General features: G+C 39.1%; 26 protein-coding genes. 18 read left to right on the top strand and 8 right to left on the bottom strand.

Annotation, left to right across the window (positions count from 1 at the left end; genetic code table 11):
• The first annotated feature begins 171 nt into the window (after positions 1-171).
• The 18 genes from PLK24_RS01350 to PLK24_RS01265 all read left to right on the top strand — a co-directional run bounded on the left by PLK24_RS01350 (position 172) and on the right by PLK24_RS01265 (position 17954).
• Positions 172-543 carry a DHH family phosphoesterase gene (locus tag PLK24_RS01350; protein ID WP_324475907.1) on the top strand — a complete coding sequence of 124 codons (372 nt, stop codon included), beginning with the start codon at positions 172-174 and terminating at the stop codon, positions 541-543.
• A 4-nt stretch (positions 544-547) separates the two neighbouring features.
• Positions 548-1453: a tRNA pseudouridine(55) synthase TruB gene (gene truB / locus PLK24_RS01345; protein WP_324475906.1), complete on the top strand. Its 906-nt coding sequence runs from the start codon at positions 548-550 to the stop codon at positions 1451-1453.
• Entirely contained in the window at positions 1443-2381 is a 939-nt protein-coding gene (ribF, locus tag PLK24_RS01340) for a riboflavin biosynthesis protein RibF (protein ID WP_324475905.1), read from the top strand. Before truB ends, ribF begins: the two co-directional genes overlap by 11 nt.
• 36 nt (positions 2382-2417) lie before the next feature.
• Positions 2418-2687 (top strand): 30S ribosomal protein S15, encoded by a 270-nt coding sequence (rpsO, locus tag PLK24_RS01335; RefSeq protein ID WP_218111741.1) that lies wholly within the window; start codon positions 2418-2420, stop codon positions 2685-2687.
• Positions 2688-2703: 16 nt separating this feature from the next.
• On the top strand, positions 2704-4851 hold the full coding sequence (locus PLK24_RS01330) for a polyribonucleotide nucleotidyltransferase (RefSeq protein ID WP_433872964.1): 2148 nt from the start codon (positions 2704-2706) through the stop codon (positions 4849-4851).
• 19 nt (positions 4852-4870) lie between these two features.
• On the top strand, positions 4871-7057 hold the full coding sequence (locus PLK24_RS01325) for an FtsK/SpoIIIE family DNA translocase (RefSeq protein WP_324475901.1): 2187 nt from the start codon (positions 4871-4873) through the stop codon (positions 7055-7057).
• Entirely contained in the window at positions 7054-7824 is a 771-nt protein-coding gene (locus PLK24_RS01320; protein ID WP_324475899.1) for a helix-turn-helix domain-containing protein, read from the top strand. Before PLK24_RS01325 ends, PLK24_RS01320 begins: the two co-directional genes overlap by 4 nt.
• Positions 7821-9158 (top strand): 30S ribosomal protein S12 methylthiotransferase RimO, encoded by a 1338-nt coding sequence (gene rimO / locus PLK24_RS01315; RefSeq protein WP_324475897.1) that lies wholly within the window; start codon positions 7821-7823, stop codon positions 9156-9158. Before PLK24_RS01320 ends, rimO begins: the two co-directional genes overlap by 4 nt.
• Positions 9155-10411: a CinA family nicotinamide mononucleotide deamidase-related protein gene (locus PLK24_RS01310; protein WP_324475896.1), complete on the top strand. Its 1257-nt coding sequence runs from the start codon at positions 9155-9157 to the stop codon at positions 10409-10411. The genes rimO and PLK24_RS01310 overlap by 4 nt, the downstream gene beginning before the upstream one ends.
• A complete protein-coding gene (gene thpR / locus PLK24_RS01305; RefSeq protein ID WP_324475895.1) occupies positions 10398-10973 on the top strand; it encodes an RNA 2',3'-cyclic phosphodiesterase in 576 nt (191 codons plus the stop codon). Before PLK24_RS01310 ends, thpR begins: the two co-directional genes overlap by 14 nt.
• Positions 10974-11984 (top strand): recombinase RecA, encoded by a 1011-nt coding sequence (recA, locus tag PLK24_RS01300; protein WP_324475894.1) that lies wholly within the window; start codon positions 10974-10976, stop codon positions 11982-11984.
• 4 nt (positions 11985-11988) lie between these two features.
• Positions 11989-12444: a regulatory protein RecX gene (locus PLK24_RS01295; protein ID WP_324475893.1), complete on the top strand. Its 456-nt coding sequence runs from the start codon at positions 11989-11991 to the stop codon at positions 12442-12444.
• 200 nt (positions 12445-12644) lie between these two features.
• Positions 12645-14186, top strand: coding sequence for a ribonuclease Y (rny, locus tag PLK24_RS01290; RefSeq protein ID WP_324475892.1), 1542 nt, complete (start codon positions 12645-12647; stop codon positions 14184-14186).
• A gap of 12 nt (positions 14187-14198) precedes the next feature.
• The gene (locus PLK24_RS01285) at positions 14199-14972 is read left to right on the top strand and encodes a TIGR00282 family metallophosphoesterase (RefSeq protein WP_324475891.1); all 774 of its coding nucleotides are present in this window, start codon (positions 14199-14201) and stop codon (positions 14970-14972) included.
• A 46-nt stretch (positions 14973-15018) separates the two neighbouring features.
• Entirely contained in the window at positions 15019-15285 is a 267-nt protein-coding gene (locus PLK24_RS01280) for a stage V sporulation protein S (protein WP_324475890.1), read from the top strand.
• A gap of 90 nt (positions 15286-15375) precedes the next feature.
• The gene (gene miaB / locus PLK24_RS01275; RefSeq protein ID WP_324475889.1) at positions 15376-16704 is read left to right on the top strand and encodes a tRNA (N6-isopentenyl adenosine(37)-C2)-methylthiotransferase MiaB; all 1329 of its coding nucleotides are present in this window, start codon (positions 15376-15378) and stop codon (positions 16702-16704) included.
• Positions 16682-17653 carry a tRNA (adenosine(37)-N6)-dimethylallyltransferase MiaA gene (gene miaA / locus PLK24_RS01270; RefSeq protein WP_324475888.1) on the top strand — a complete coding sequence of 324 codons (972 nt, stop codon included), beginning with the start codon at positions 16682-16684 and terminating at the stop codon, positions 17651-17653. Before miaB ends, miaA begins: the two co-directional genes overlap by 23 nt.
• On the top strand, positions 17646-17954 hold the full coding sequence (locus tag PLK24_RS01265; RefSeq protein WP_324475887.1) for a DUF1844 domain-containing protein: 309 nt from the start codon (positions 17646-17648) through the stop codon (positions 17952-17954). The genes miaA and PLK24_RS01265 overlap by 8 nt, the downstream gene beginning before the upstream one ends.
• Before the next feature lie 66 nt (positions 17955-18020).
• Here PLK24_RS01265 and hflX read toward each other — a convergent pair whose 3' ends face one another.
• Genes hflX through uppS form a run of 8 tightly spaced genes read right to left on the bottom strand, consistent with a single transcriptional unit; the run spans position 18021 to position 26076 of the window.
• Complete coding sequence (gene hflX / locus PLK24_RS01260) at positions 18021-19322, bottom strand: GTPase HflX (RefSeq protein WP_324475886.1); 1302 nt, start codon at positions 19320-19322, stop codon at positions 18021-18023.
• Positions 19306-19983, bottom strand: coding sequence for a glycosyltransferase family 2 protein (locus tag PLK24_RS01255; protein WP_324475885.1), 678 nt, complete (start codon positions 19981-19983; stop codon positions 19306-19308). The genes hflX and PLK24_RS01255 overlap by 17 nt, the downstream gene beginning before the upstream one ends.
• Before the next feature lie 2 nt (positions 19984-19985).
• Positions 19986-21239 (bottom strand): proline--tRNA ligase, encoded by a 1254-nt coding sequence (proS, locus tag PLK24_RS01250; RefSeq protein WP_324475908.1) that lies wholly within the window; start codon positions 21237-21239, stop codon positions 19986-19988.
• 20 nt (positions 21240-21259) lie between these two features.
• Positions 21260-22333, bottom strand: a complete 1074-nt coding sequence (ispG, locus tag PLK24_RS01245) for a flavodoxin-dependent (E)-4-hydroxy-3-methylbut-2-enyl-diphosphate synthase (RefSeq protein WP_324475884.1) — start codon at positions 22331-22333, stop codon at positions 21260-21262.
• The gene (rseP, locus tag PLK24_RS01240) at positions 22330-23379 is read right to left on the bottom strand and encodes an RIP metalloprotease RseP (protein ID WP_324475883.1); all 1050 of its coding nucleotides are present in this window, start codon (positions 23377-23379) and stop codon (positions 22330-22332) included. The genes ispG and rseP overlap by 4 nt, the downstream gene beginning before the upstream one ends.
• Entirely contained in the window at positions 23373-24533 is a 1161-nt protein-coding gene (locus PLK24_RS01235; RefSeq protein WP_324475882.1) for a hypothetical protein, read from the bottom strand. Before PLK24_RS01235 ends, rseP begins: the two co-directional genes overlap by 7 nt.
• A gap of 1 nt (position 24534) precedes the next feature.
• Positions 24535-25344 carry a phosphatidate cytidylyltransferase gene (locus PLK24_RS01230; RefSeq protein ID WP_324475880.1) on the bottom strand — a complete coding sequence of 270 codons (810 nt, stop codon included), beginning with the start codon at positions 25342-25344 and terminating at the stop codon, positions 24535-24537.
• Positions 25345-25347: 3 nt separating this feature from the next.
• Positions 25348-26076 carry a polyprenyl diphosphate synthase gene (gene uppS, locus PLK24_RS01225; protein ID WP_324475879.1) on the bottom strand — a complete coding sequence of 243 codons (729 nt, stop codon included), beginning with the start codon at positions 26074-26076 and terminating at the stop codon, positions 25348-25350.
• Positions 26077-26093: the final 17 nt, after the last annotated feature.

Below are 26093 nucleotides of genomic sequence, written 5' to 3'. Positions count from 1 at the left end.
CCTGATTTTTTATACATGTCATCCATTATAATCACAGATAAACCAATATTTTCGAGATAAATATTCAATTGAGTTATTAGAATTTTCTTAAAATAAATCAAATATTATATAGAAGAGTTATATTATAAGTATTTTCAAGTCTTCATAATGCGTGGGGAGGAAGTTAATTGCATGAAATATAAATCAATTATGAAAAATTACATGATAATAATTGCTTTTTCATCAATTATACCTGTAGAAGAAATTATTTTGGAGCCGGAAGAAGATACTGAAGGAATCGTCGATTACGGACTCTATATTCCTGGATCTCTCATATCGGTGTTTATTAGAGAAGTTGATAATCACAGTTTTAAAGTAAGCCTCCGTTCCCAAGATGAAACCAACATTCTTCCTATTGCCCATGCTTTTGGTGGAGGAGGGCATTTAAAAGCAGCCGGTTTTAAAATCCAAGGAGATTTTAAAACCGTTTACCATAATCTGAAAGAACATATACAGGGGTACCTTTCTTCCCAATCGGGTACACCCCATTCTTTATCTGTATAAAAACATGATTGGTGGAATTATTCCTGTGTATAAGCCAGTGGGGATCGTTTCCCACCGGGTGGTAGAAACCATCCGTAAAGTGCTTGGGGTAAAAGTTGGCCATGCCGGAACTTTAGACCCATTTGCTCGAGGTCTCCTTCTCATTTGTTGGGGGAAAGCAACCCGTTTCACTTCTTTTTTTCAAGATCTTCCCAAAACCTATCGGGCTTGGATACGTTTTGGTATCTCTACCGATTCCTTTGATGTCTTCGGACAAATTAATAATTTCTCTCTTCAAACATTTACAACCGACAATATTGAAAAAGCTATTATGCCTTTTCAAGGAACAAGACATCAAGTAATTCCTCTTTTTTCAGCAACTAAATACCAAGGGCATCGGTTATATAAGTATGCTCGCCAAGGTAAATCAGTCCCCGAATTGAAAAAGGAGATTACTATTCACCAACTTCAAATCATCAATATCCAATCTGGTTCATTTCCTCAAGCAGAAATTCTATTATCTTGTTCGTCTGGTACCTATATTCGAAGTATTGCTCATGAAATTGGAGAGCAGTTGGGCGGAGGTGGATATGTATATAGTTTACGTCGAGAAAATATTGGTAATTTCTCCTGGATTGATAGTATGGTAGTCTCTGATGTCTCTCATCAACCGGAAATTCTGATCCAAAAGTCCATTCCTATTGATCAGGCCTTATACTGGATTCCCTCGGTCCTCGTTTCAAGTGAGGAAGGGAAAAAATTACTTCAGGGGAATCCGATCAATTGGCCTGAATCCCTTCCACTGCAAATGAATCCTTGGGTAAAAATTTATACACAAAATCTTTTTATAGGTTTGGCTCATATTAATCAAGAAAAACGACTTCTTCATCCCAAAATCGTCGTCGAAGAGAGGAGTCGATATGTTATCTAAAGGTTTTCCAAAAAATTATCCCGAATCTGTCATTGCACTTGGCTTTTTTGACGGAGTTCATTTAGGCCATCAAGCCGTTTTAAACCAGGCAGCAACCATTGCCACCAAAAAAAAGAAACCATTACGAATTATTACATTTTATCCCCATCCACGAAATTCTATTGGGCATAGCCATACCATAAAATATATAACCACCTATATCGAGAAATACCAGCGTCTTCAAAGCTTCTACCCGGGATGTGAGGTTTATTTTCTCCGATTTAACCGACAGCTTCGTCATACACCACCTGAACGTTTTCTCGATCTGATCAATCATTGGTTTAAACCAATAGCGGTGATAACTGGTGAAAATTTTCGTTTCGGGTATAGAACCCAAGGAGATCAATTGTTTCTTCAAAATTTTTTTAAAAAAAGAGGGGTTGAAACTGCTATCATTCCATCAATATCTCTTGACGGAGCAGTTCTATCCAGTACCATGATTCGCCAACTTATTGAAAAGGGTGATATAAAAAAAGTAAATATGGTTTTGGGATATCCTTTTTCCATCCGGGGCCGAGTTGTAAAAGGAAAACAAATTGGAAGTCAAATTGGTTTCCCAACGGCAAATCTTTTTCCGGTTTCTTCAAAAATTATACCTCCTCATGGTGTATACTTCGGTTACATGAGCTGGAAAAGGGTAGAATATCCAGCTTTGATTTATATTGGAACCAAACCAACCGTCAGTCAAAATCAAAGGAGGGTTGTTGAAGTTCACATTGCCCACCATATTCGTCAATCTCTTTATCAAGAAAGAATTACGGTTCAACTTCAGCAATTTTGGCGCTTAGAAAAACATTTTCCTACTATTGAGGGTCTGAGAGAACAAATAACCGTAGATCAAGCCGCTTTTAACGCGTATTTACAGCATACTCAGGGTATGATAAACTAAACATCGAACGTATAGAAATCGGAGGTGTAATATCAATTGGCTCTTACTAAAGAAAAGAAAAATGAGCTCATAGAACAATTTAAAAATCACGATGGAGATACTGGTTCTCCAGAAGTTCAGATTGCTTTGCTGACAGAAAGGATTCGTGAACTAACCGAGCACTTAAAAATCCACACCAAAGACTTTCATTCCCGTCGAGGTCTTTTTATGATGGTCGGTCAACGCCGTAGACTATTGAACTATTTAAAAAAGTACCACGTTGACCGTTATTATTCAATTTTAGAAAAGTTATCATTGCGAAAGTAAGAGGAAGGTGTTGAAAATAAACAGAACCGAAATTGAGTTTGGTGAAAATAATTGTATTATTGAAACCGGAAAGGTCGCCAAACAGGCTGGTGGAGCGGTTATGGTTCGTTACGGAGATACGGAAGTTTTAGTAACCGCAACTGCATCCGAAGAACCACGGGAAGATATTGACTTTACCCCCCTTTTAGTCGATTACGAAGAACGCTTCTATGCTGCTGGAAAAATTCCAGGTGGATTTATTAAACGGGAAGGAAGGCCAAGAAGCGATGCCATTCTGAACGGGCGTTTGATCGATCGATCGATCCGACCACTTTTTCCTGAATTTTATCGAAATGATATTCAAGTTGTTACAACTGTCCTTTCGGTAGATGAAAAAAATACTCCGGAAGTGCTTGGTTTGTTAGGTGCTTCCTTGGCTTTGGGAATTTCAGAAATACCCTTTGAAGGCCCAATCGGTGCTTGTCGAATCGGCTTGCTGGATAAAGATAATTTTATAATCAATCCCAGCTTGGAACAACTTGTTTCCAGCCGTTTGGATATGGTCATTGCTGGTTCAGAAGAAGGTATTACCATGATCGAAGCTGGAGCGAAAGAAGTTTCGGAAGCAGACATCACTCAAGCCTTGAGAATTGGTTATGAATTTATTCTCAAAACCATTCAGACCCAGAAAGCAATCATATCTCAATGGGGAAAAACGAAAAAAGAATTCGAAATCCCCGCCTATTTTTCCGAAATCGAAGATTGGATTCGAAATAATTATCATTTAAAAATTGCCGACAAAATTGCCGTTTTTGATAAATCTGAACGGCAAAAAACCATCAATCTGCTTTATAAACAAGCAGTTGAAGAAGCCACTCCAACCTTTGAGAATCTCCAAGGGTTTGCATTGCTTTGGGAAAAAATTGTCAAAGAAAACATCCAGGACCTTCTCTTTAAGAGTGGGTTAAGACAGGATGGCAGGCGTCCAAATGAAATTCGACCGATTGAGTGTGAGGTAGGGATTTTACCCCGAACACACGGATCAGCTCTTTTTACTCGAGGGCAAACCCAAGCTATGGCTATTACTACTTTAGGAGCGACCAGTGAAGGCCAGAAAGTTGATGGTCTACAGGATGAAGAAGCTCGGCGGTTTATGCTCCACTACAATTTTCCACCCTTTAGTACTGGTGAAGTGAGACCGATGAGAGGTCCAGGACGCCGGGAAATCGGACATGGAGCTCTGGCTGAAAGAGCACTGGAATATTTTATCCCACCTGAATCGGAGTTTCCTTATGCAATACGGATTGTTTCTGAAATTCTTGAATCTAATGGCTCATCGTCGATGGCGACCGTTTGTGGAGGAAGTCTTTCATTGATGGATGCTGGTGTACCGATTCGATCAGCTTGCGCTGGTCTGTCGATAGGCTTAATGAGAAATCAAGAAACCAATATTTTATTGAGAGATATTCTTGGTTCTGAAGATCATTATGGTGAGATGGATTTTAAGGTGGCTGGTAGCCGACAAGGAATCACTGCTATCCAACTCGATGTAAAAAATCGAGGACTGAGCTGGGAGCTTTTAAGCCAAGCACTTGAAGAAGCCAAATCTGGACGGAATCATATTCTGGAGATCATGGATCAAGCTATTCATGCACCGCGTGAAATCCTTTCTCCTTATGCCCCGAAAATCGGTATCATCGAAATTAATCCAGACCGAATCGGTTCGGTTATCGGACCAGGTGGAAAAATTATTAAAAAAATTGTCGACGAAACTGGAGCGATTATAGACATTCAAGATGATGGAAAGATAATCATTTTCTCCCGTAACGAAGAGGGGAAAGTTAAAGCAGTTGAAATGATTAAAAACATTACTCAAGAAGTCGAAATTGGAAAAACCTATTTGGGACGAGTGACCAAAACCACTGATTTTGGAGCTTTCGTTGAAATTTTTCCAGGAAGGGAAGGGCTCGTTCATATTTCTCAATTAGCTCGGGAACGGGTTCGGAAAACAGAAGACGTGGTTAAAACTGGTGATGATATCTTAGTCAAAGTTATCGGTATCGACTCTTTTGGGAAGGTGTCTCTCAGCCATAAGGATACGCTATCTGACTCTCCCGTTCCCTCAAAAGACATCCAGCGCTCCAGAGAAAAACCTCGCTTTCACTCGAAAAGAGATAAAGATTAGAAAGATTGAGTAAATAGTTATGCTTTCAAAAAAAAACAAGATACTCATTGACACTTTTTTAATCATTTTTGGAGCATATGCCTTACTTGCTCTACTGTCCTATGATGTAGGCATCCTTGGTGAATACATCAAAAATTTTTTATTATATGTGTTCGGTATTGGTGCCTATATCATCCCGTTTTATCTTTTTTACCTGAGTATAGAAATCTATACCTTTGAACATCCCGGTCGATTTCGAACCTGGAGTCGAATCGCCGGGATTACTCTCTGGTTTATGATTTTTCTTACTGTTAGCCAGTGGCAGGCCGATCAAAATAATTTCGCCCTGCAATCGGGTGAATTCGGAGGTTGGTTTGGAAAAGCTCTTTTTTCTTCGTTAATTTATTACTTGGGATCGTCTGGTCTTTTTCTCGTTCTTCTTTGTCTTTCTTTTTTTAGCACCTTCATCATTGGTGAAGGACGCTGGATAAGAGCTCTTCTTTCAACCATCAAGAAAGGATTAAGTCTTTCCCATCGGCATAGTAATCATTACCCAGAAGAGGCTCAACCTCTTTCCCCAAAAAAAGAGACCAAAACTCGTCTCTTCCCAAAGAAAACCCAATCAAAAGCCGCTCCAACTTTGGAATCGAAAATAATAACTAAAGAATCCCTTATATCTGAGGGAAAAAACCTTGAGGATGACGTCTTTAGATTAGAAGAATTGGATATTGAGCCTCCAGCTGAACCACTCCCTCAAATCGTTAACACCCCTCCAGCACCAGAGAAAACTGGAGGAGCAGTTTCTAAAGCGAAAAAAAAGAGAGGGAAGGAATGGATGCTCCCCTCAATGAATATTTTAAATGAATATCCTAACCGGGGAGATAGGGTTTCCCGGGAAGAAATCACCCTTGGAATTAAAAAATTAGAACAAACTTTTCTTGAATTTAACGTACCGGGAAAGGTGGTTAACGTAAGGATTGGACCCACCATAACTCGGTATGAATTCCAGCCGGCTCCAGGAATAAAAGTGAATAAGATCGTTGCTCTTTCGAACGATATAGCCCTGGCTTTTGCTGCTGCTGCAGTTCGAATTGAAGCCCCCATACCCGGTCGATCAGCGGTTGGTATTGAAATTCCTAATGAGAGCAAAGAAATTGTATCGATGAAAGAACTTTTAGAAACCACCAATTTCATAAAAGATACATCGCCACTATCCATTGTGGTCGGGAAAGATGTCATTGGAAGACCATTAATTTGTGATCTTCGTGACATGCCTCACCTTTTAATCGCTGGAGCAACCGGTTCGGGGAAAAGTGTGTGTATCAATGTAATACTTGCCAGCCTCCTCTATAAAGCCGATCCCAACCAAGTTCGAATTGCTATGGTCGATCCCAAAAGGGTTGAATTGTCGATTTACGCCGATCTTCCCCATCTTTGTGTACCGGTTATATCTGATGTAAGATGGGTGGTGAAGTTCTTAAAGTGGCTCTGTCGTGAAATGGATACCCGATATAAAATGCTTTCCGATCTCTCCACTCGAAACATTGAAGAGTATAATAAAACTGTGGAAGAATACGAACGACTACCCTATGTTGTAGTCATTATCGATGAATTGGCCGATTTAATGATGACCGCTCCTTCTGATGTCGAATCCTATGTCTGTCGTTTAGCACAAATGGCTCGAGCGGTTGGTATCCATTTGGTGGTTGCTACTCAACGACCTTCAGTAGATGTCATTACCGGTCTCATTAAGGCAAATTTTCCTTCAAGAATTTCATTTGCAGTGTCTTCTCAAGCCGACTCAAAAACTATTCTTGATGGTTCAGGTGCTGAAAAGCTCTTAGGAAATGGAGACATGTTGTTTTCCCCAGTGGGAGTGAATAAATCTATACGAGGCCAGGGAGCTTATATCAGTACTGCTGAAACCAAAAAAATTGTTGAGCATTGGTTAAATCAAGGTGGGGAAATATACTATGCGATGGATTTTGTTCTTAAAGAAGAGGTTGCTGATACATCTGACGATGAGGATGAACTCTATCGAGAAGCGGTTTCAGTTGTCATAGAAAATGGAAAAGCTTCAACCTCTCTTTTACAAAGACGACTCCGGATTGGTTTTAACCGTGCTGCCCGGTTAATTGAACGAATGGAAAGCGAAGGTTTGGTTGGTCCTTATGAAGGAAGTAAACCCAGAAAAGTAATCGCCAACAGAGGGGACGATATTTTATGAGCGAAGAAAAAATACTGGGAATTGGCAATCTTTTAAAAAGCCAGCGGGAAAAACTTGGTTTGTCTTTAGAAGACATTGAACAACAAACCTTTATCAATAAACGATATCTGAAAGCAATAGAAGAAGAACAGTGGGAAAGTCTTCCTGGATTTTCTCACGCTTTTGGATATGTTAAAAACTATGGAAGGGTGCTCAACTTAGACCAAGAAACCTTAAAGAGTAGTTTTCATCAAAGTTACCCCAATCTCTCTAAAAATGAACCTTCTCCTCGAAGCAAGTATCGCGAATATACTCCAGACAAAGCGGATCTTTTTAAAAAAATTCTCCTTTTCCTGATTATCGCTGCGGCAATTTTAACCTCTCTCTACTTATCTATTGAATTTAGAAAAAATCGTGTTGACGCCTATGGCACTTTCTCGGCTTCTGAAGTAACTGAGCAACCGGGATTAACGTCCCCCTTAGTCGATTCGAGTCCTGAACCAACACCAGCTTTGGTTCAGGTGGTTACGCCAACACCAACCCCAGAGTATTTATTACAGGTCAATTTACAAACTGATGATGTCGCTTGGCTTCAAGTCACAACCAACGATAATCAAAAAGTATTCTCAGGGGTTTTGGTTCCACAAAAGGAATATCGGTTTCTTAGTAATTCACCATTGGTCATGTCTTGTTTAAATGGATCAAAGGTGAGAGTCATCCTAAATGGAACTGAAGCTGGTTATCTTGCTGAAAACGAACATCGAGCGGAAAGAACCTTTCGTCCATGAAAAGCTTGTCCTTCGTTTCACTCGGGTGCGATAAAAACCTGGTGGATTCTGAGGTGGTAATAGGAAAGCTTCTTTCTTCCAAATACACAACGATAACCACTCCAGAAGCAGCTGATTTGATAGCAATCAATACCTGCTGTTTTATTAATGAGGCAACCCAAGAGACTGAATCATGGATTGACCGTCTGATCCAGATAAAAAGAAAGGATCCACACAAGACTCTTGTCGTTTTGGGTTGTTATCCTCAACGTTATGGAAAGCAATTATCCTCGAAGTATCCTGAAGTTGATTTTTGGATTGGAGTTAATGACTTTCCCTTTATCAATGAAATCCTTACCCACCAAGTTCCGAATCAGGTATTCATTGATAAGCCTCCTTATCTTTATGATGAATCAACCGAACGGCTCCTTTCGACCCCATCTCATTATGCCTATCTAAAAATTACCGAAGGATGCAACCATCGTTGCAGTTTCTGTGTCATTCCATCTATTCGTGGTAAACAGAGAAGTCGTCAGATTGATTCAATTCAAAAAGAAGCTCTCCAACTAATTGATCAAGGCGTAAAAGAAATCATCCTCATCGGGCAAGATATTGGTAGTTTCGGTTTAGATTGTTCGGGGAAAAAAGAACTTGCTCATCTCTTGCAAAGGTTGGATCGCTCCCTCCCGAGTGGAATCTGGATTCGCCTTTTATACCTTTCTCCCGACAGTATCAATCAACAATTGATTGAAACCATAGCCGCTTCGGAGAAAATTTGCAAATATTTAGACGTTCCCCTTCAACATGTCCATCCTTTGATTCTGCAAAATATGAATCGGTCATCAAACATTAATAAAACTTTGGAAATTTTAAACACCCTTCGTTTGGCAATACCAGGTTTATTTCTTCGCACCACCATGATGGTTGGATTTCCCGGAGAAACTGATGCTATCTTCAATCAAATGGTGTCAGTGATAAAATCCTTTCGATTTGAACGATTAGGATGTTTTGTTTATTCCCCACAATCTAATACACCCGCTACGCAGCTATCTCATCAAGTCGAAGATGAAGTTAAACAAGCACGTTATCAAAAGATTATGAAAATTCAGAAAAAAATAGCTCAGGATTTTCATCGCTCTTTAATCGGGAAGACTTTGGAAGTAATTTTGGATCAAGGGCCTCTCCCTAAGAAATCATCAATCTTTTTAGGTCGTACCTATGGTGATGCTCCTGAAGTCGATGGTCAAATCAAAGTTAAAGTCAATAAGAATTTAAACATCTTACAGTCGGGTGATATTTTAAGGGTAACTATCAATAAGAGTTCAGCCTATGATTTGGAGGGAATATATCCGTGAAATCAGCAATTCTTTGCATAGGAACCGAAATAACGACTGGGCTGGTGAAAGACATAAATGCCCATTTTTTAGCTTTTAACCTTACAGCAGTTGGCCTTTCCCCTAAGTTGGTTCTGTTTGTACCCGACCAGAAAGAAACCATTACCAAAACCTTACAATTTATATTTGAAGACGAGGAAATTCAATCGATATTTATAACCGGTGGCTTGGGTCCAACCCAAGATGACCTGACTCGAGAAATATTAGCTGAAGTTATAGGAAAAAAGTTATGTTTCATGCCTGAACAATGGGATAATATTATTCGATTTTATCAAAAGATTCGCAACACTCTGCCACCTGAAAATAACAAAAAGCAGGCTTTTATCCCCGAAGGATCCCTTCTCTTAGAAAATCCTCTGGGAACCGCCCCTGGATTTGTTTCCGATTTTAAAGATAAAAAAATATTTGTCATACCCGGAGTACCAAAAGAAACAGAATATTTTTGGCCAATCATAAAAACCCATCTTCCTTCAAATGATAACCAATTTTATAGAAGTGAAATGATAAAAATATGTGGAGTAGGGGAGTCTCAATTTGAAACCGAACTCCAGCCTTTTTTATCTTCTCTTCCGGATACCTTGCAATCAGCGTATCTTCCCGTTTTTGGAGAGGTATGGTTTTATCTCTATTCTTATCAAAAAAATCATCAGGTTATTCAAAGTGCTGAAAATATCATAAAAAAAATCAAGGAAGTATGGAAATCCTTTCTCTTTTCTCAGTGGGGGAACACCTTAGAACAGGCCTGTGGAAAGCTTCTCAGGGAAAAGCGCTTAACCATTGCTACAGCAGAATCTTGTAGCGGGGGGTTATTGAGCCATCGCTTAACCAACATTCCCGGAAGTTCAGCATATTTTTATCGTGGATATGTAGTCTATAGTAACCAAGCCAAAATCGACACGGTTGGAGTGCCTTCATCATTAATTGCTGAGTATGGTGCTGTATCAGAAGAAGTCGCTCGAGCCCTTGCTGAAGGAGTGAGAGAAAAATCCCATACCGATATCGGGATTGGAATCACCGGCATTGCTGGTCCTTCCGGAGGTTCGAAGCAAAAACCCGTCGGATTAGTCTATATTGGAATATCCAATTTTCAACATACTCAGGTTAAGAAACATCTCTTTTCCGGCGATCGGGAGGTTATCAAAATGCTCTCGACGCAAAGCGCGCTTACCCAATTATTTCTTCAACTCCAGAGGGGGATAAATGATGAACGATAATCCCATCCGCTGTTTTGTTGCTTTTGATTTTTCTCCAGAAGCTAAAGCCTTCATTCATTCAATAATTGAAAAAAATCAAACTCGTTTACCCCAAGCTCGATGGGTGCAACCTAATCAGATTCATGTCACTCTCCAATTTTTTGCTGCATTATTACCCACTCAAGTCAATCAGGTAAAATTAATCATCCAAAACTTCTTTCCACTGATTGAAAGCTTTCCTTCCACCTTAGCAGAAATCGGCGCATTTTCTTCCTGGAATCGAGCACGGGTTATTTGGCTTGGACTTGATCTTCGGTCGGGTGAAATAATGAAACAAGCAACACAGGTTTTTAACGAAGAATGTACAAAACAAGGTATAGCAGTTGATCGAACCCGTCCTTTTTCTCCCCATCTTACCCTGGCTCGGCTTAAAAATCCGGTTTCTATTCTTCCTCAACAATTGTTTCAACCAACATGTTATACTACTTCTATCAGACAGGTATCATTTTATCAAAGCACTTTGACGCCTCGGGGACCAATTTATTCCCCTTTGATTACCATACCGCTGAAAGAGGTGAAATAATTGACAGACAAAGAAGATATGGTAAAACAAGCCATCAATATGATTGAAAAAAAATACGGTAAGGGCTCAATTATGTTATTGAACCAAGAAACCATGACAACCGATATTGAAATTATTAAAACCGGGTCGGTTCTCCTTAACATGGCATTAGGAGTAGGTGGTATTCCTCGCGGACGAGTGGTGGAAATATATGGCCCGGAAGCTTCGGGAAAAACCACCATTGCACTTCACATAATTGCCGAAGCCCAAAAAAAAGGTGGAATAGCTGCTTTTATAGATGCCGAACACGCTCTTGATCCCATCTATGCAGGAAAAATAGGAGTTCAAGTTGACAAACTTCTAATCTCTCAACCGAGTACCGCCGAAGAAGCTTTGGATATCGTCGATACTTTGGTCCGGAGTGGAGCAGTGGATGCGGTAGTTTTGGATTCGGTAGCCGCCTTAGTTCCACGCGCCGAATTGGAAGGGACTATTGGAGAACAAATTATTGGACTCCAAGCACGGCTTATGTCCCAAGCACTACGAAAGTTAACCGGATTTATAAGTAAAACCAGAACCGTCGCTATCTTTGTAAATCAGTTGCGAGAGACCATTGGGAATATTTATGGGCCAACTGAAACCACGCCCGGAGGACGAGCGTTGAAATTTTATGCCAGTGTACGCATTGATGTCCGAAAAAGAGACTTTATACGCATTACCGATAATGAAATTGTTGGAACCAAAACTCGAATTAAAGTGGTTAAAAATAAAGTGGCCTCTCCTTTTAAAGAAGCAGAAATCGAATTGATATACGGGGAGGGAATATCGAAAGAAGGGGAAGTTCTCACCATTGGAGAAAATACCGGATTAGTGAAACGAGCTGGAAGTTGGTTTTCTTTTAATGATAATCGTTTAGGACAGGGACGAGAAAATACCCGCTCTTTCTTAAAAGAAAACCCGGATGTTGCCAGCCAAATTCTGATCGCAGCTTTGGAAAAAATGAATGTAGACCCAAATTTAGTCATGAATTAACCTAATGAAAAAAAAACTAACTGTTGAAGAACGAATTGTTCGAATGATCTGTAAATCCTGGTATACCAAAAAAAGGCTCAGAGAAAAGCTAATATCCGAAGGATACCCAGAAAACGATGTCGAGGAAGCTCTCCAAGCTTTTGAACAAGATGGATATATTGATGATGAATTTTTTATGAAAACCTACTTGGAAGGAAAAAGAAACAGCAATCCACGTGGTTTCTGGGCATATAAAACTGAATTGGAACGATTGGGTATCGAAAAAGATTTACTTGAACAATTTCGATCTATTTATTTTCCTCCTTCCGAAGAAGTCAAAGATGGAATCGAACTCATCCGGAAATGGTTTCAACAAGGTGAAACCAGTCGGGATCGAATTATCCAACGTCTATCACGAAAGGGATTTAGTTACGATATTGCCGAATGGTCATGGAACCTATTCCAAGCCAATCGGGAATAAGAGTTATCTTGACTTGATCTTTGCCCATCGGTAAAATATTCTCTATGCAGTTTTTTAACATAGCTTTTAATCAATACCAAAATTTATTTTATTGGTAAGAAGGAAAATCCGAAAATTCTTCGAACATCGAATAGAATCAGTCAATACCCATCAGGCTTTTTATTCGTACTTTGAAAATTGAATAAGGGGTGATCGCACAAATGTTGCTTGTATATATATTAATAGGTATTGTGGTTGGAGCCGGGTTAGGGTTTAAGGCTGGCATGTCTTTTAAGTTGAAACAGATGCTACAGAAAAAAGAAGATGTGGAGCAAAAAATTCAAGAAATGCTTCAAGATGCCAATCGTGAAGCCGAAACTATAAAAAAAGAGGCTTCACTAAGCTCTAAAGAACAGATTATTCGAGAAAAACAAGCCTTAGAAGAAGAAATGAGAAAGAAAAGGAAAGATTTACAGGGTTTTGAAGCTCGCTTATTGAGAAGAGAGGAAATGTTAGAAAGAAGAAATGAGCAGATCGAAAAAAGAGAAAGTTATCTTCAAAAAATTCATGAAGATGCAGAAAAAACTCTTAGAGAAGTTGAAGAGATGAAAGCAAAAGAAGTTGAAGAACTGGCTCGAATTGCCGGATTAACTATTGAAGATGCTCGTGATGAATTGTTGGATCGATTAGAAAAAACCCTGGCGTTTGAAACAGGTTTAAGAATTAAAGAAGCGGAAGAAAATGCTAAAAAAGAAGCAGAAAAAAATGCTCGACATATCGTTGTTCAAGCAGTACAACGATATGCTGCTGAATACACAGCAGAAAACACCGTCTCGATTGTAAGTTTACCGAACGATGACATGAAAGGACGTATTATCGGTCGAGAAGGAAGAAATATTCGGACTTTTGAGATGATGACCGGAGTTGACCTTATCATCGATGATACTCCTGAAGCAGTCATAATTTCATCCTTTGACCCTATCCGTCGGGAGATCGCTCGTATTGCTTTGGAAAAACTGATCTTGGATGGTCGCATTCACCCAGCACGAATCGAAGAGCTTATTGAACGAGCAAAAACCCAGGTTGAAGAAAAAATAATCCAAGAGGGTGAGCAGGCTCTTTTTGACACTGGAATAAAAAATGTCAATTCAGATCTGGTAAAGCTTTTAGGAAAACTTTATTATCGAACCAGTTACGGGCAAAATGTACTCCAACATTCCAAAGAGGTGACCCATTTCGCTGGGATTATGGCTTCCGAACTGGGACTAAACGTCAACCTAGCCAAAAGGGCTGGTCTGCTTCATGATATTGGGAAATCTCTCGATCATGAAATCGAAGGACCTCATGCCAAAATCGGAGCTGAATTAGCGGAACGATATGGTGAAAAGTGGGAAATCATTCATGCTATCGAAGCACATCATAACGACATCGAACCACAAACCATCGAAGCTATCTTGATTCAAGCTGCTGATGCTATATCAGCTTCACGACCAGGAGCTCGTCGGGAAAGTTTAGAAGCCTATATCAAAAGGTTGGAACAATTAGAAAAAATATCTAATTCTTTTGATGGTGTTGAGAAATCCTATGCCATTCAAGCTGGTCGAGAAGTTCGAATAATTGTCAAACCCGAGAAAGTGGATGATGCTCTTTCAGCAAAGTTAGCTTACGATATCGTTAAAAAAATCGAAAAAGAGCTTGAATATCCAGGTCAAATTAAAGTTACTGTCATTCGTGAGACCCGAGCTGTGGAATATGCCAAGTAGGAGGAAAGCACTTTGAGATTTCTCATCATAGGAGATGTTATTGGAAAACCGGGTCGAAAATTAGTTGGAGAAAAAGTTAAAACCATTAAAAAGTCTCATAATATTGATGCAGTAATTGTCAATGGGGAAAATTCAGCCGGAGGGTTGGGAATCACCCCCGAAACAACCGAGGAGCTACTTGGATTTGGAATAGACGTGGTTACCACTGGTAACCACGTCTGGGATAAAAAAGAAATCCTTCCTTATATTGATAGTCAATTTAGATTGTTACGTCCTTTGAATTATCCACCCGGTGTCCCAGGAAATGGATCGGTTATTCTAAAAAACAACCAGAGGAAATGGGCAGTCTTAAATCTAAGTGGTCGAGTTTTTATGTCACCACTGGATTGTCCTTTTCAAACCCTTGATAAAGAATTAGAAATAATAAAAAAAGAAACCAATATTATACTGGTTGATTTTCATGCTGAGGCAACATCAGAAAAAATTGCTTTTGGATGGTATTGTGACGGCCGAGTTTCTTGTGTCGTTGGAACACATACCCATGTGGTTACTGCAGATGAGAAAATTCTTCCTGGTGGAACCGCTTATATCACTGACATCGGTATGACTGGGGCTCATCAATCCGTAATTGGTATTGAAACCAAACAAATTTTAAGTCGTTTTTTGACCCAAATACCAGTTCGGTATACTGTTGCCAAGGATAATGTCATTTTGAATGGTGTTATTGTAGAAGTTGATGACCAAACTGGGAAATCGGTTTTCATCACACGATACAGTTTGAGTTGAAGTGTATTCGATTTTATTCTAACCTCAACAAGGAGGATATTCAGAGGTGGATGTACTGAAGGTTTCTTCAAAATCGAATCCAAATTCAGTCGCAGGTGCTCTTTCTGGAATCATTCGAGAAAAACAAATAGTTGAAATACAAGCAGTGGGTGCTGGCGCTGTCAATCAAGCAATTAAAGCCATCTCTATTGCTCGTGGATTTCTTGCTCCGAATGGAATTGATCTGGTCTGTATTCCAGCCTTCACCGACATCATTATAGATGGTGAAGAAAGAACTGCTATTAAGTTAATTGCAAAACCTTGGAATAAGTAAATCTTATTTTAAATAATAAAGCCTGTACCAAGGATAAATTGCATTGTGTACAGGCTTTATTATTTATCAAAATGGGTAGAAAATTTAATTATGGCGAACAAGACTTTTTTTGTTGAAACCTATGGATGTCAAATGAATAAAAGCCGAAGCGAACATATTGCCCAGGTTATGGTTCAAAATGGGTATCATCTGATCGAAGATAAAAAAAGAGCCGATATTCTTTTGTTTAATACCTGCGCTGTACGGGAACATGCCTCGGAAAAAGCCATTAGTAATATTCAAAAAACCATTAAGGACCTCAATAAAATTTCGCGACATCCAATTATTGTTATTTTTGGTTGTATGAGTCAATTCCTTAAAAACCGTCTCGTTCAAAGAGTTCCTGGAGCTCAAATAGTGATTGGTACTTCAAACATCGAACAAATTCCTCAATATCTTGAAGAATATACAAGAAAAAAGAAGAAAATATTGGACTTTAATCTCCCATCAACTTCTCAGGTTTTTGATGAAAGAGGTTATCTCCGGAATTCTTCACAGATTTTCACTTTTTTACCCATCACTTATGGATGTAACAATTTTTGTAGTTATTGTGTGGTCCCTTATACAACCGGTCCCCAAAGAAGCAAACCATTACTGACCATCCTAAAGGAGATCGAGAAAATTATCCAAGATGGATACCAAGAAATCATCCTTTTAGGTCAAAATGTGAATAGTTATGGATTAGACTTAGGTTTAAAAAATGGCTTTGAAGTTCTTTTACAAACTATTGATCAAAATTTTCATGATTCATCGATCTGGATTCGCTTTTTAACCTCTCACCCCAAAGATATGCGACCATCCATTGTTGACATCGTAAAGAATTCTCCTTTAATGACTCGTTATTTTCATCTTCCAATTCAATCCGGATCAGATCGTATTTTAGCTGCCATGAATCGGGGTTATACCCGCGATCATTATATGGGATTAGTAAATTATATCCGACAAACACTACCTGATTCGGGAATTGGGACTGACATTATCATTGGTTTTCCCGGTGAAACTGAAAGGGATTTTTTGGATACTCTTGATATAGTTCAAGAAGCTCAGTTTGAACAAGCTTACACCTATATCTATTCTTCTCGATCAGGAACTGCTGCTTATCAGCTTCCTGATCAACTTCCGTTGGCAGAAAAGAAAAAACGGCTTCAATTGCTCAATCAAACTCTTTCTGATATTCATCAAATAAAGTTAAAAGCCTGGGTCGGCAAAAGAGCAAAGATTATGATTGATCAAATAGAAGGATTGAATGCTTCAGGAAGAACGACCGATAATCAAAGAATCTTTCTTCCCAATTCAAATTTATTCCTTGGACAAGTAATCTCGGTCGTAGTGATAAATACTTTGAAAGGTAAACTTTATGGAGAATTGGTTCTTTCCTGATAATTTAGATCCGATGCCAATCCTTTGTTTAGCTGGTCCAACTGCCAGCGGGAAAACCGATCTTTCCATATTTCTTGCTCAGAAATTAGGGAAGGTCGAATTGATTTATGCTGATTCTATGGCTATTTATAAATACTTAAATATTGGTACCGCCAAGCCTTCTATAGAGCAGAGGGGTCTTATTCCTCATCATCTCATTGATCTACTTGAACCAGATCAAATCTGGAGTTCCTTTCGTTTTCGGGTTGAAGCTTTTCGATGTATTCTTGAATGTTTAGAAAGACATTCGCTTCCAATCATCATTGGTGGTACCGGTTTTTACCTTAAAAGTTTATATCAACCTTCAATTCCCCAAGGAAGCCCCGCCCATCCCCGATTGCGACTCCTTTTGGAACGTTATTCCAATCCCCGGCTTTTTGCTTATCTTGTAGCTATTGATCCTCCTCGTGCGTTCCAGATTGGTAAAAACGATCGAAAACGTTTGATTCGTGCTCTCGAAATTTACCATCAAACTGGTAAACCTCCGACCTCTTTTAAAAAAATAACCTCTAAAACCAGAAATCCCTTTCAATTTATTCTAATTGGCCTTGATCATAAGAGAGTGGACCTAAAAAGAAGAATCACCGAAAGAACTCAGCTTATGATAAAACAAGGACTTATCCAAGAGACTCAAGATATTTTATTAAAAGGTTTTTCACCCAATGTTCCTGCTTTAAAAAATTTTACCTATGGACCGGTGGTTCAATGTCTTCAAGGTCGTTTAACCATCCAACAAATGGAAAAACGAATCACTATAGGAACTTTTCAATATTTGAAAAGACAATTGACTTGGTTTCGGAAAGCTCCGGTTCTTTGGATTTCTACCGAGGGAAAAAATTTCGATATAATAAGTGATGAGATTATTCGCATCTTTTTAACCTATTGCATAGGAGGTCATTCAAATGAATGAAAAAAACCAGGAAAAGATACCACCTCAAAAAATTACTGACTTAGGGTATTACTTTTTAAATGTAATACAAGCAAAAGCCTGGCAATATTTAGGATTGTTGGTTCATCCTGAAAACGGTGAAACTCTAATTGATTTAAAAGAAGCTCGTCGTGCCATCGATCTCTTTGAATTAATTTTTGAGAACTTAAAAAATGATTTCCCTTCATCAATTAAAAAAGAAATGGAAATGCATCTGACCAATTTACAACTCAATTACGTAGAAAAAGTTAAAAAAGAAGAGGAGCAAAGCGAAAAGAAATAAATTTTACATAATATACCTTATGGGAACCACTTCTGAAATCAAATCAACTACTTTTCAACCAGTTTTTTAAGATGAAAAGTCCAATTGACGGATGCGTCCGGTAGCTTCTCGAGATATCGAACAATGGACTTCAACCATACCATCAATTCGATATTCAATATTTTCGATATAGCCATGCTGGTATATCTCTTTTTCGATCTGAGGAAGATTTTGGTAGCTTACTGTGATGTTTAAGCTTTCCCGATTGTTTCTCAGCAGTTTACCAATCATCTCGATCAGGTTTTCAATACCAATTTTTTTCTCGGCTGATACCATGACTACTGGATAATCATCAAACCAATCCCGTGATATAACCGGGACAGGCTCAACCATATCAATTTTATTAAAAACGATAATCTTCGGTCGGCATGATATGGCCATATTTTGCAAGATGCGGTTAATCACCTTATGATGTTCCGGGTAACTGGGATCTGAAGCGTCTAAAACTTCAAGAAGACAATCGGCATCGTTTATCTCATCCAGAGTCGCTCGAAAGGCATCAATAAGTGTTTCAGGCATTTCCCGGATAAATCCTACCGTATCGGTAAAAACAACCGAACCAATCCCTGGCAAAAATGCCTTTCGAGCTGTCGGATCAAGGGTGGCAAATAATCGGTCCTCAACATAGGCATGGGCATTGGTAAGACTGTTTAAAAGCGTCGACTTCCCAGCATTGGTATATCCAACAATGGCAACAATCGGTAAGTTCTTTTTTATCCGAAGGCTCTTCTGAACCTCACGGCGCCGGTTCACTTTAACGAGTTCTCTTTTAAGCTGTGCAATTTTTTGTTTAATGCGTCTTCGTTCGGTTTCAATCTTTTGTTCTCCTGGTCCACGGGTACCAATCCCACCGCCCAAGCGGGACATTTCGACTCCCCTTCCGGACAATCGACTTAATTCATACTGAAGTGATGCCACTGCAACTTTAATCTTCCCTTCTGAAGAACGAGCACGCGCAGCAAAAATTCGGTGAATAAGAGCTATCTTGGTATAAACTTTGATATTAAAGGCTTTTTCGAGGTTTTTTTGTTGTGAGGGTGATATTTCGGTATCAATAATTACACCGCGAATATCAGGATTTTTCTGTAAAAAAACTTTGATTTCTTCAACCTTTCCCTTTCCCAGATAGTAATGAGGAAAAGGATGAAGAACTTTTACATCCCTAATCTCGCTCATTTGAAAGCCTGCACTACGAGAAATCTCCAGTAATTCTTGACAAACACCATCCGCTCCCATATTCGTCTGGTTGTCATGACCACTGCAAACAATACCAAGGGTTTTAATGAATAATTTTTGATTATTCAGAGCTATATCAACCTCCTCCTCCATAAGAATTTTTTAAGATTTCCCAATACATTTTAACTCGATGACGAAGTCCTTTCATCAAGCCCATTTTTTCTTCCTTCATCACATGAGTCAACCCCGGTAACTTTACCAGTTTCATCGTCACACCGTTTTTTCGAATATAACGGTTCATAGCAACTTCAACCCCATATCGGGATACTTCCAGATCGGATATGTTTTGGATGACATCGGTCCGAATCGCCCGTTGTCCAGATAATAATGGAGCAATTTTCTGGGCAAAATCGGTCGCAAAGCGGCCTTCTTCAAATACCCCAATGGTTACGTCGGCTTCTCTTTCGGTAACAGGATGAACCAAACTCAAAACATGACTTTCTTCTAAACCAACCAAATCCGCATCTAATAGGAGAACAACATCGGTTCTTATATACTCTAGCCCTCGATAAAGGGCACCACCCTTTCCTACATTACTAATTAAATCTACTACCTCAACATTACGACTTCGTGCAATATCAACTGTTCGATCGGTTGACCCATCGCTCACTACTACAATCTGTTCAATAATGGGTACACTTTTCAAAACATCAATAATTGGTCCTATCGTTTTTTCTTCATTATAAGCAGCAATAATTGACGTAATTCGGTGGTTTTTATTATTTAATTGTTTTGTTTCAGTTTGATCTCCCATGCTCATTCCTGCAAAATAACCAATTCTTCCTTAATTTTTTTTATCACTGATATCAATTGCTCCCGGGTACACTCTATCCTCTTCCCGTTTGAACGTATTTTAATTTCCAAAATACTATTTTTCAAGGCTTTTTCACCAACAATTACTTGAATAGGGAATCCAATTAAATCGGCTTCTTTAAATTTATATCCAGCGGAAACATCACGATCATCCCATATCGCCTCATACTCCTCATAAACCAGTTGCTGGGAAATACTTTTAGCTAACTCTATACTGGCTTGATTTTTTAATTTTACCGGTATGACAATTATCTCATAAGGAGCGATATTCCAGGGCCATTTTATTCCGTTTTCATCGTGGTTGGCTTCAATTGCTGCAGCCATAGTTCTTCCAATGCCAATTCCATAACATCCCATAATCAAAGGTTTTTCTTTTCCGTCCTGATCAACAAAATAGGCTTTCATCGATTCTGAATATTTGGTTCCCAATTGAAAAATGTGGCCAACTTCAATGCCTCGTTTTTCTTCCATATCAGCATGGCATTTCGGACAATCGTTGACTTCCTGGGTTGAGGTGGCCAAACACTTTGGACATCTCATCACTTTTTCTTCTCCAGAGCTGGCAATAATGAGAAATTCATGAGAAATATCACCACCGATTACTCCCGAATCGGCTCTCGCTGCAATATATTCTAAACCAAAAGATGAAAATATCTTTGAATAGGCATTATACATTTTTTGATAACTAACCTGTAATCCTTCATAATCCCGATCGAAGCTATACAAATCCTTCATAATGAATTCTCGAGATCGCATTACTCCAAAGCGCGGTCGGATTTCATCTCGAAATTTAGTTTGAATTTGATACAACAGCAAAGGAAGCTGTCGATAAGAACGGATCTCTTTCCTGGCTATATCGGTAATAACCTCTTCATGGGTTGGTCCCAAACAAAAATCCCTTTCTCGGCGGTCTTGAAAACGGATTAATTCCGGACCATAAATTTCCCACCGTCCAGTTTCTTTCCAGAGTTCTCCTGGTTGAAGAGCCGGTAATAAAAGTTCCTGTCCATCAGCTCGGTTAAGCTCTCGACGAACAATATTCATGATTTTTTCTAAAGAACGTAAACCCAAAGGGAGGATATTGTAAATTCCCGATGAAAGTTGTCTGATCATTCCTGCCCGCAACATTAAGCTATGGCTGATCACCTCGGCTTCGGCAGGATTCTCTTTCAGTGTTGGAGCAAACAAAGCTGACATTTTCAAGTCGTATTTTCCTCCTATTCTTTCACCATTTGATTGGAAACCATCGATCGTAATTGTTTTATGAGCTCATTCAAAGCATTCTGTTGATGCACGGTTTTAATAACCTTACCTCGAACAAAAAGAAGTGCGGTTGATTTTCCAAAAGCTAACCCTAAATCAGCCTCCTTCGCTTCTCCCGGACCATTTACCTCACACCCCATAATTGCTAATTTTAAGGGAGAGGGAGATGATATCTTTTGTACAGCTGCTTTTATTTCTCTTACAAATGATACCACATCTCCTCTGGTTCGAGCACAGGTTGGGCAGGAAATTACTTCGATTCCCTTTTGCCGTAGTCCAACTCCTCGGAGGATTTCTACCGCGACCTGGGATTCAAGAATCGGATTGGGTGATGTGAGAGAAACTCGTATATTATTACCAATTCCTTTTTGTAGGATTGTACCTAAAGCAATTGTCGATTTGATGATTCCTTCAAATCCCTCGCCAGCTTCAGTAAGCCCTACATGCAAAGGATAGGAAAAAGTGGCAGCTAAGCGTTCATAAACCTCAATAGTTTCATTTATATCGGTTGATTTGGCAGAAAGGATAATGCGATGAAAATCCTTTTTTTGAGGAACCTCAAGCATTTCAATTATGCTGTCAAGGAGCGCCTCCACTCTCCCCTTCTTTTGAAGATGAGAGGGGAGTGAACCGGCATTGGCACCCAACCGAAGCACACCACTTCCTGCCTTTAACTTTTCAATAAGCTGATGGTATTGGAGCTGGTTTTTCCAGGTACCAGGATTAACACGAATTCCATCAATACCTGCTTCGACTGCCTTCAGGGCAATGGTCGGTGAAAAATGAATATCCGCTATGAGAGGGAGGGGTGAATATTTTTTTAGCTGAATGATGCCGGACAAAGCTCTTTCATCGGGAACGGCAATTCGAAAACAGTCACTTCCAGCCGCTGCTGCAGCACAAATTTCACTCAGACATTCGTCAACCCGTCCTGGATAAATCCTCCCCATGGACTCCACCGATATTGATGAATGACCACCAATGGCAACTGAACCAAGAAAGACTTGTATGGTTTTTTCTCGTTTCATTTTCCAGTAACAATTCTTAAAACATCCTGATAAGTAACGAATATTGCCATCAAGATGATAAATAAAAAACCAATCATATAGAAAAATCCAATTTTACTGGGATCCATAGGCTTCCCACGGATTTTTTCATAAAGAAAAAGTAATAAATGACCTCCATCTAAAGCTGGAATGGGCAATAAGTTAAAGAGAGCCAAAGCAACACTAATCAATGCAGAAAAATAAAGTAAATTTAAAAATCCATAACTGGCAGCTTGCCCAGACATACGAGCAATTCCAATTATACCAGTCACTTCCATTGGAACCCGTCCCATTACCATATAAAGCAAGCCAAGAAAGCTCACGACAAACCATTCTATCACTGAAGAAACACTTTTATAAAAGGCAACCAATGGATTCACCCGGCGATTTTCAACTCCATAGACAATACCAATCAAGAAACGTTTTTCATCTTCATCCCAACCAGGAGTTAACTGTACTTCAATTGGTATTTGTTCCCGTAATACGGTCAAAGATAGTTCTTTTTCACCGTTAAGGGCGATTTGATTGGATAAATCCTCCATTTTTTCAATAGTTTTGCCATTAATCGAAGTAATAACGTCTCCAGGTAATATCCCGGCGCTTTGAGCTGGGCTATTTTCAATAACTTGTTGAATTTTTAAACTGCTGGTTGGAACTCCCATAAAACTAAACACTAAAAAAACTAAAATGATCGATAAAAATAAGTTCATGGCAGGGCCCCCTGCCACAATCAGGCTTCTTTGATAAATTGGCTTTTTATCAAAACGCTCAGCATCGGGAACGCTTACTTCACTATACCCTTCAATGAGCGTATCTTCCATCCCGGCCATTTTGGTAAATCCACCCAGCGGAAAGGCTCGTATCGAATATTCAGTATCCCCTTTTTGAGTTGACCAGATTTTTGGTCCATACCCAATGGCAAATTTTAGAACTCTTACCTTAAACCATCGAGCAAAAATAAAATGACCGAATTCATGGCAAAGAACTAATAACCCAATAACAAATATGGTAGCTAGGATAGTCAGCATTTTAAGGATCTCCTTTGTTGTATCAGGTTCTTCGCGGTTTTATATCCCTGGTTATAGATATCAATAACATCAGATACCGATTTTGGTTTTGTTATCGTTGTTTCCAAGGTTTTTTCCAAAAGAATTGGAATATGGTTAAATCGAATTCGGTGATTTAGAAAAGCTTGAACACAAGCTTCATCGGCTCCACAAAAGAAAGCTGGGTACCCTCCTCCCAAGCACCCTACCTTAACTGCGAGGTAAAAACCCTGGAAACGATCAGGAACTGGATAATCAAAATGTAATTGATGCAGTCGGGTAAAATCCAGTTTATATTCTTCCCGGGGAGAAGTTCTTACGTTTTTTAAAGTGTGCAGAATTACCGATCTCATATCCGGTTTGGAAAGAAGTGCCATTATAAAGCCGTCTTTTCGCTCGATCAGAGCATGAATAACACTTTCCCTTTGGATGAGAACATCAATTTGAGAATAAGGAAAACGAAAAAGGCAATTGGCTTCAATCACTTCTAAACCTTTATTAATTAAGTTCGCTGAATCAATAGTTATCTTGGTTCCCATTTTCCAATTAGGATGCGAGAGAGCCATTTCAGGAGTAATTTCATTCAGATCTCCCTGCCATTCATAAAACGCTCCTCCTGAAGCTGTGAGGTAAATCTTGGCAATATGTTCTTTGTTTTGACCTTGAATGAGTTGATGGAGAGCATTATGCTCGCTATCCAGTGCTATGAGATTTTTATGTTGGCTTAAATCTCTTTCGCCTTTCCAAAGCTCGCTTCCAGCAACGATGATTTCTTTGGTTGCCATCCAAATGGTCTTATTGGTGATTAATAAATCATAAAAAAGGTCAATCCAATCAACCCCCGACAACGCAAAAAATATTCCATCTACAGAATTTCCTAAAAGTATTTCTTTAACTTCATCTCGGTTTTTTAAAACCTCAATCTCCGATTCTTTTAAATCACCAGCAGCTCGAAAATTGGCTTCAGGATTGACAAGATAAATTGATGGATTTCGAAAACTTCGGGCTTGTTGAATGAGTTTTTCCCAGTTTACATTCGCAACTAATACCTTCACTTCAAATTCGGGAAAATTAGAGAGAACATTACAAATCTGCTCTCCCAAATAACCCGTCGATCCAATTACTGCAACTCTCATCTTAGCCTCCCCACCAAGTTTGAATAAAATAAATCATTGGGGCTACAAAAAAAAAGGAATCAAATCGGTCAAGGAATCCTCCATGACCGGGCAAGAATTGTCCAGAATCTTTTAATTGATATTCTCTTTTCATCGATGATTCAAAGAGATCTCCAATAAAACCGACCACGGCTATTATCAATCCGATCAATAGAGATTGATAGACTGTCCAACCAGATAGAAAAAATATTTTTAAAAATAGGGCTCCTCCACAACTCAGGGCAATTCCTCCCCATAATCCCTCCCAGCTTTTACCAGGACTAATTGCGGGAGCTATTTTGTGTTGGCCCCACTTTTTACCAACAAGATACGCACCAATATCATTTAACCAGACAATACAAGCAAAACCAACCAGAATCCATCGACCATAATCGAGACCAGTTTTTATCCAAAAAAAAGGAAGCCCGATACAATAAACAATTCCAAAAAAGAAAAAACTAATCCGTTCAACTATTCTGGATCGATCGTAAAAACTCCACCAAACTAAAAGAATAAAGAAAATATACCAACCAATCGGTATCAATGAATGAGGATAAAGGAAAGAAAGGTAAAATAAAATCATAGCTATGGTGATTAACACATTGGTAAATCGATGGGGGATTTTACAATGAACCATCTGCATATACTCTTGAAAAGTGAAAACCGAAAGAGCAGCAAAAACCGCTATCAAGGTTAGGTCATGATATACTATTAGGAATAAGAAAGGAGGCAAAGCTAAAAGAATACTGAAGGTCCTCAGTTTAAATTCCGTCGGCTGGGAAAATTTGGTCACCTCTTAGCCTAATCCCCCAAATCTTCTTTTTCGGCTGATAAAATCAGCAAGTGCTTGATGATAGTCTTGATACGAAAAATCAGGCCATAGAATCTCGGTAAAATAGAGCTCGCTATAAGCCAATTGCCAGAGTAAGTAATTACTTAAGCGCTTTTCTCCACCAGTTCGGATTAAGAGATCGGGATCAGGTTGATTCTCGGTATCGAGAAATTGACGAAAGGAATCTTCACCAATTTCTCTTTCCTGATTCAATGAACTTTGGAGAAATTTCTGAAACGCTCTTATAATCTCGTCCCTCCCTCCATAATTTAGAGCTAAATTCAAAGTTAAACCCTGATTTTGTCCGGTCAATTTCTCCAGGTTCTCCATTCGTTCAGTTAAATGACCAGGAAAACCTTCTTTTTTCCCTATAAATCGAACTTTTACCTGATTCTGATGCAATTCATCAGCATAACGATCTATTGCCTCGATAAAGATTTGCATCAGTCCTTGTACTTCATTTATTGGTCGTCGCCAATTCTCGGTAGAAAAAGAATAGAGGGTGAGAAAAGGGATTTTCTCATCCCAGGTTTCTTTAACCACCATCCGAACGGTCTCAACTCCCTGCCGATGACCTTCTAATCTCGGTTTCCCTCGAGCTTGTGCCCAACGACCATTCCCATCCATAATAATGGCAACATGATGGATTCCAAAATCTAAATACTCATGATTTCCTTCTCTTTTTTCTCCCATATTCCATCTATTTCATT

It is taken from the genome of Atribacter sp. (assembly GCF_035418125.1).
GTDB lineage: Bacteria > Atribacterota > Atribacteria > Atribacterales > Atribacteraceae > Atribacter > Atribacter allofermentans.
The sequence above is the reverse complement of the archived record's forward strand: the minus strand, read 5'-3'. Positions and strand labels throughout refer to the sequence as shown.

Coding starts and splice junctions, on each gene's coding strand:
- proS (WP_324475908.1), bottom strand. CDS start 21,239: ATGTCAGCTTTGTTTGCTCCAACACTGAAAGAGAATCCTGCCGAAGCC.
- rimO (WP_324475897.1), top strand. CDS start 7,821: ATGAAAAGCTTGTCCTTCGTTTCACTCGGGTGCGATAAAAACCTGGTG.
- uppS (WP_324475879.1), bottom strand. CDS start 26,076: ATGGGAGAAAAAAGAGAAGGAAATCATGAGTATTTAGATTTTGGAATC.
- PLK24_RS01325 (WP_324475901.1), top strand. CDS start 4,871: ATGCTTTCAAAAAAAAACAAGATACTCATTGACACTTTTTTAATCATT.
- PLK24_RS01235 (WP_324475882.1), bottom strand. CDS start 24,533: ATGAGAGTTGCAGTAATTGGATCGACGGGTTATTTGGGAGAGCAGATT.
- ribF (WP_324475905.1), top strand. CDS start 1,443: ATGTTATCTAAAGGTTTTCCAAAAAATTATCCCGAATCTGTCATTGCA.
- hflX (WP_324475886.1), bottom strand. CDS start 19,322: ATGGAGGAGGAGGTTGATATAGCTCTGAATAATCAAAAATTATTCATT.
- ispG (WP_324475884.1), bottom strand. CDS start 22,333: ATGAAACGAGAAAAAACCATACAAGTCTTTCTTGGTTCAGTTGCCATT.
- thpR (WP_324475895.1), top strand. CDS start 10,398: ATGATGAACGATAATCCCATCCGCTGTTTTGTTGCTTTTGATTTTTCT.
- PLK24_RS01295 (WP_324475893.1), top strand. CDS start 11,989: ATGAAAAAAAAACTAACTGTTGAAGAACGAATTGTTCGAATGATCTGT.
- miaB (WP_324475889.1), top strand. CDS start 15,376: ATGGCGAACAAGACTTTTTTTGTTGAAACCTATGGATGTCAAATGAAT.
- PLK24_RS01350 (WP_324475907.1), top strand. CDS start 172: ATGAAATATAAATCAATTATGAAAAATTACATGATAATAATTGCTTTT.
- PLK24_RS01265 (WP_324475887.1), top strand. CDS start 17,646: ATGAATGAAAAAAACCAGGAAAAGATACCACCTCAAAAAATTACTGAC.
- miaA (WP_324475888.1), top strand. CDS start 16,682: ATGGAGAATTGGTTCTTTCCTGATAATTTAGATCCGATGCCAATCCTT.
- truB (WP_324475906.1), top strand. CDS start 548: ATGATTGGTGGAATTATTCCTGTGTATAAGCCAGTGGGGATCGTTTCC.
- PLK24_RS01255 (WP_324475885.1), bottom strand. CDS start 19,983: ATGGGAGATCAAACTGAAACAAAACAATTAAATAATAAAAACCACCGA.
- rny (WP_324475892.1), top strand. CDS start 12,645: ATGTTGCTTGTATATATATTAATAGGTATTGTGGTTGGAGCCGGGTTA.
- PLK24_RS01320 (WP_324475899.1), top strand. CDS start 7,054: ATGAGCGAAGAAAAAATACTGGGAATTGGCAATCTTTTAAAAAGCCAG.
- rseP (WP_324475883.1), bottom strand. CDS start 23,379: ATGCTGACTATCCTAGCTACCATATTTGTTATTGGGTTATTAGTTCTT.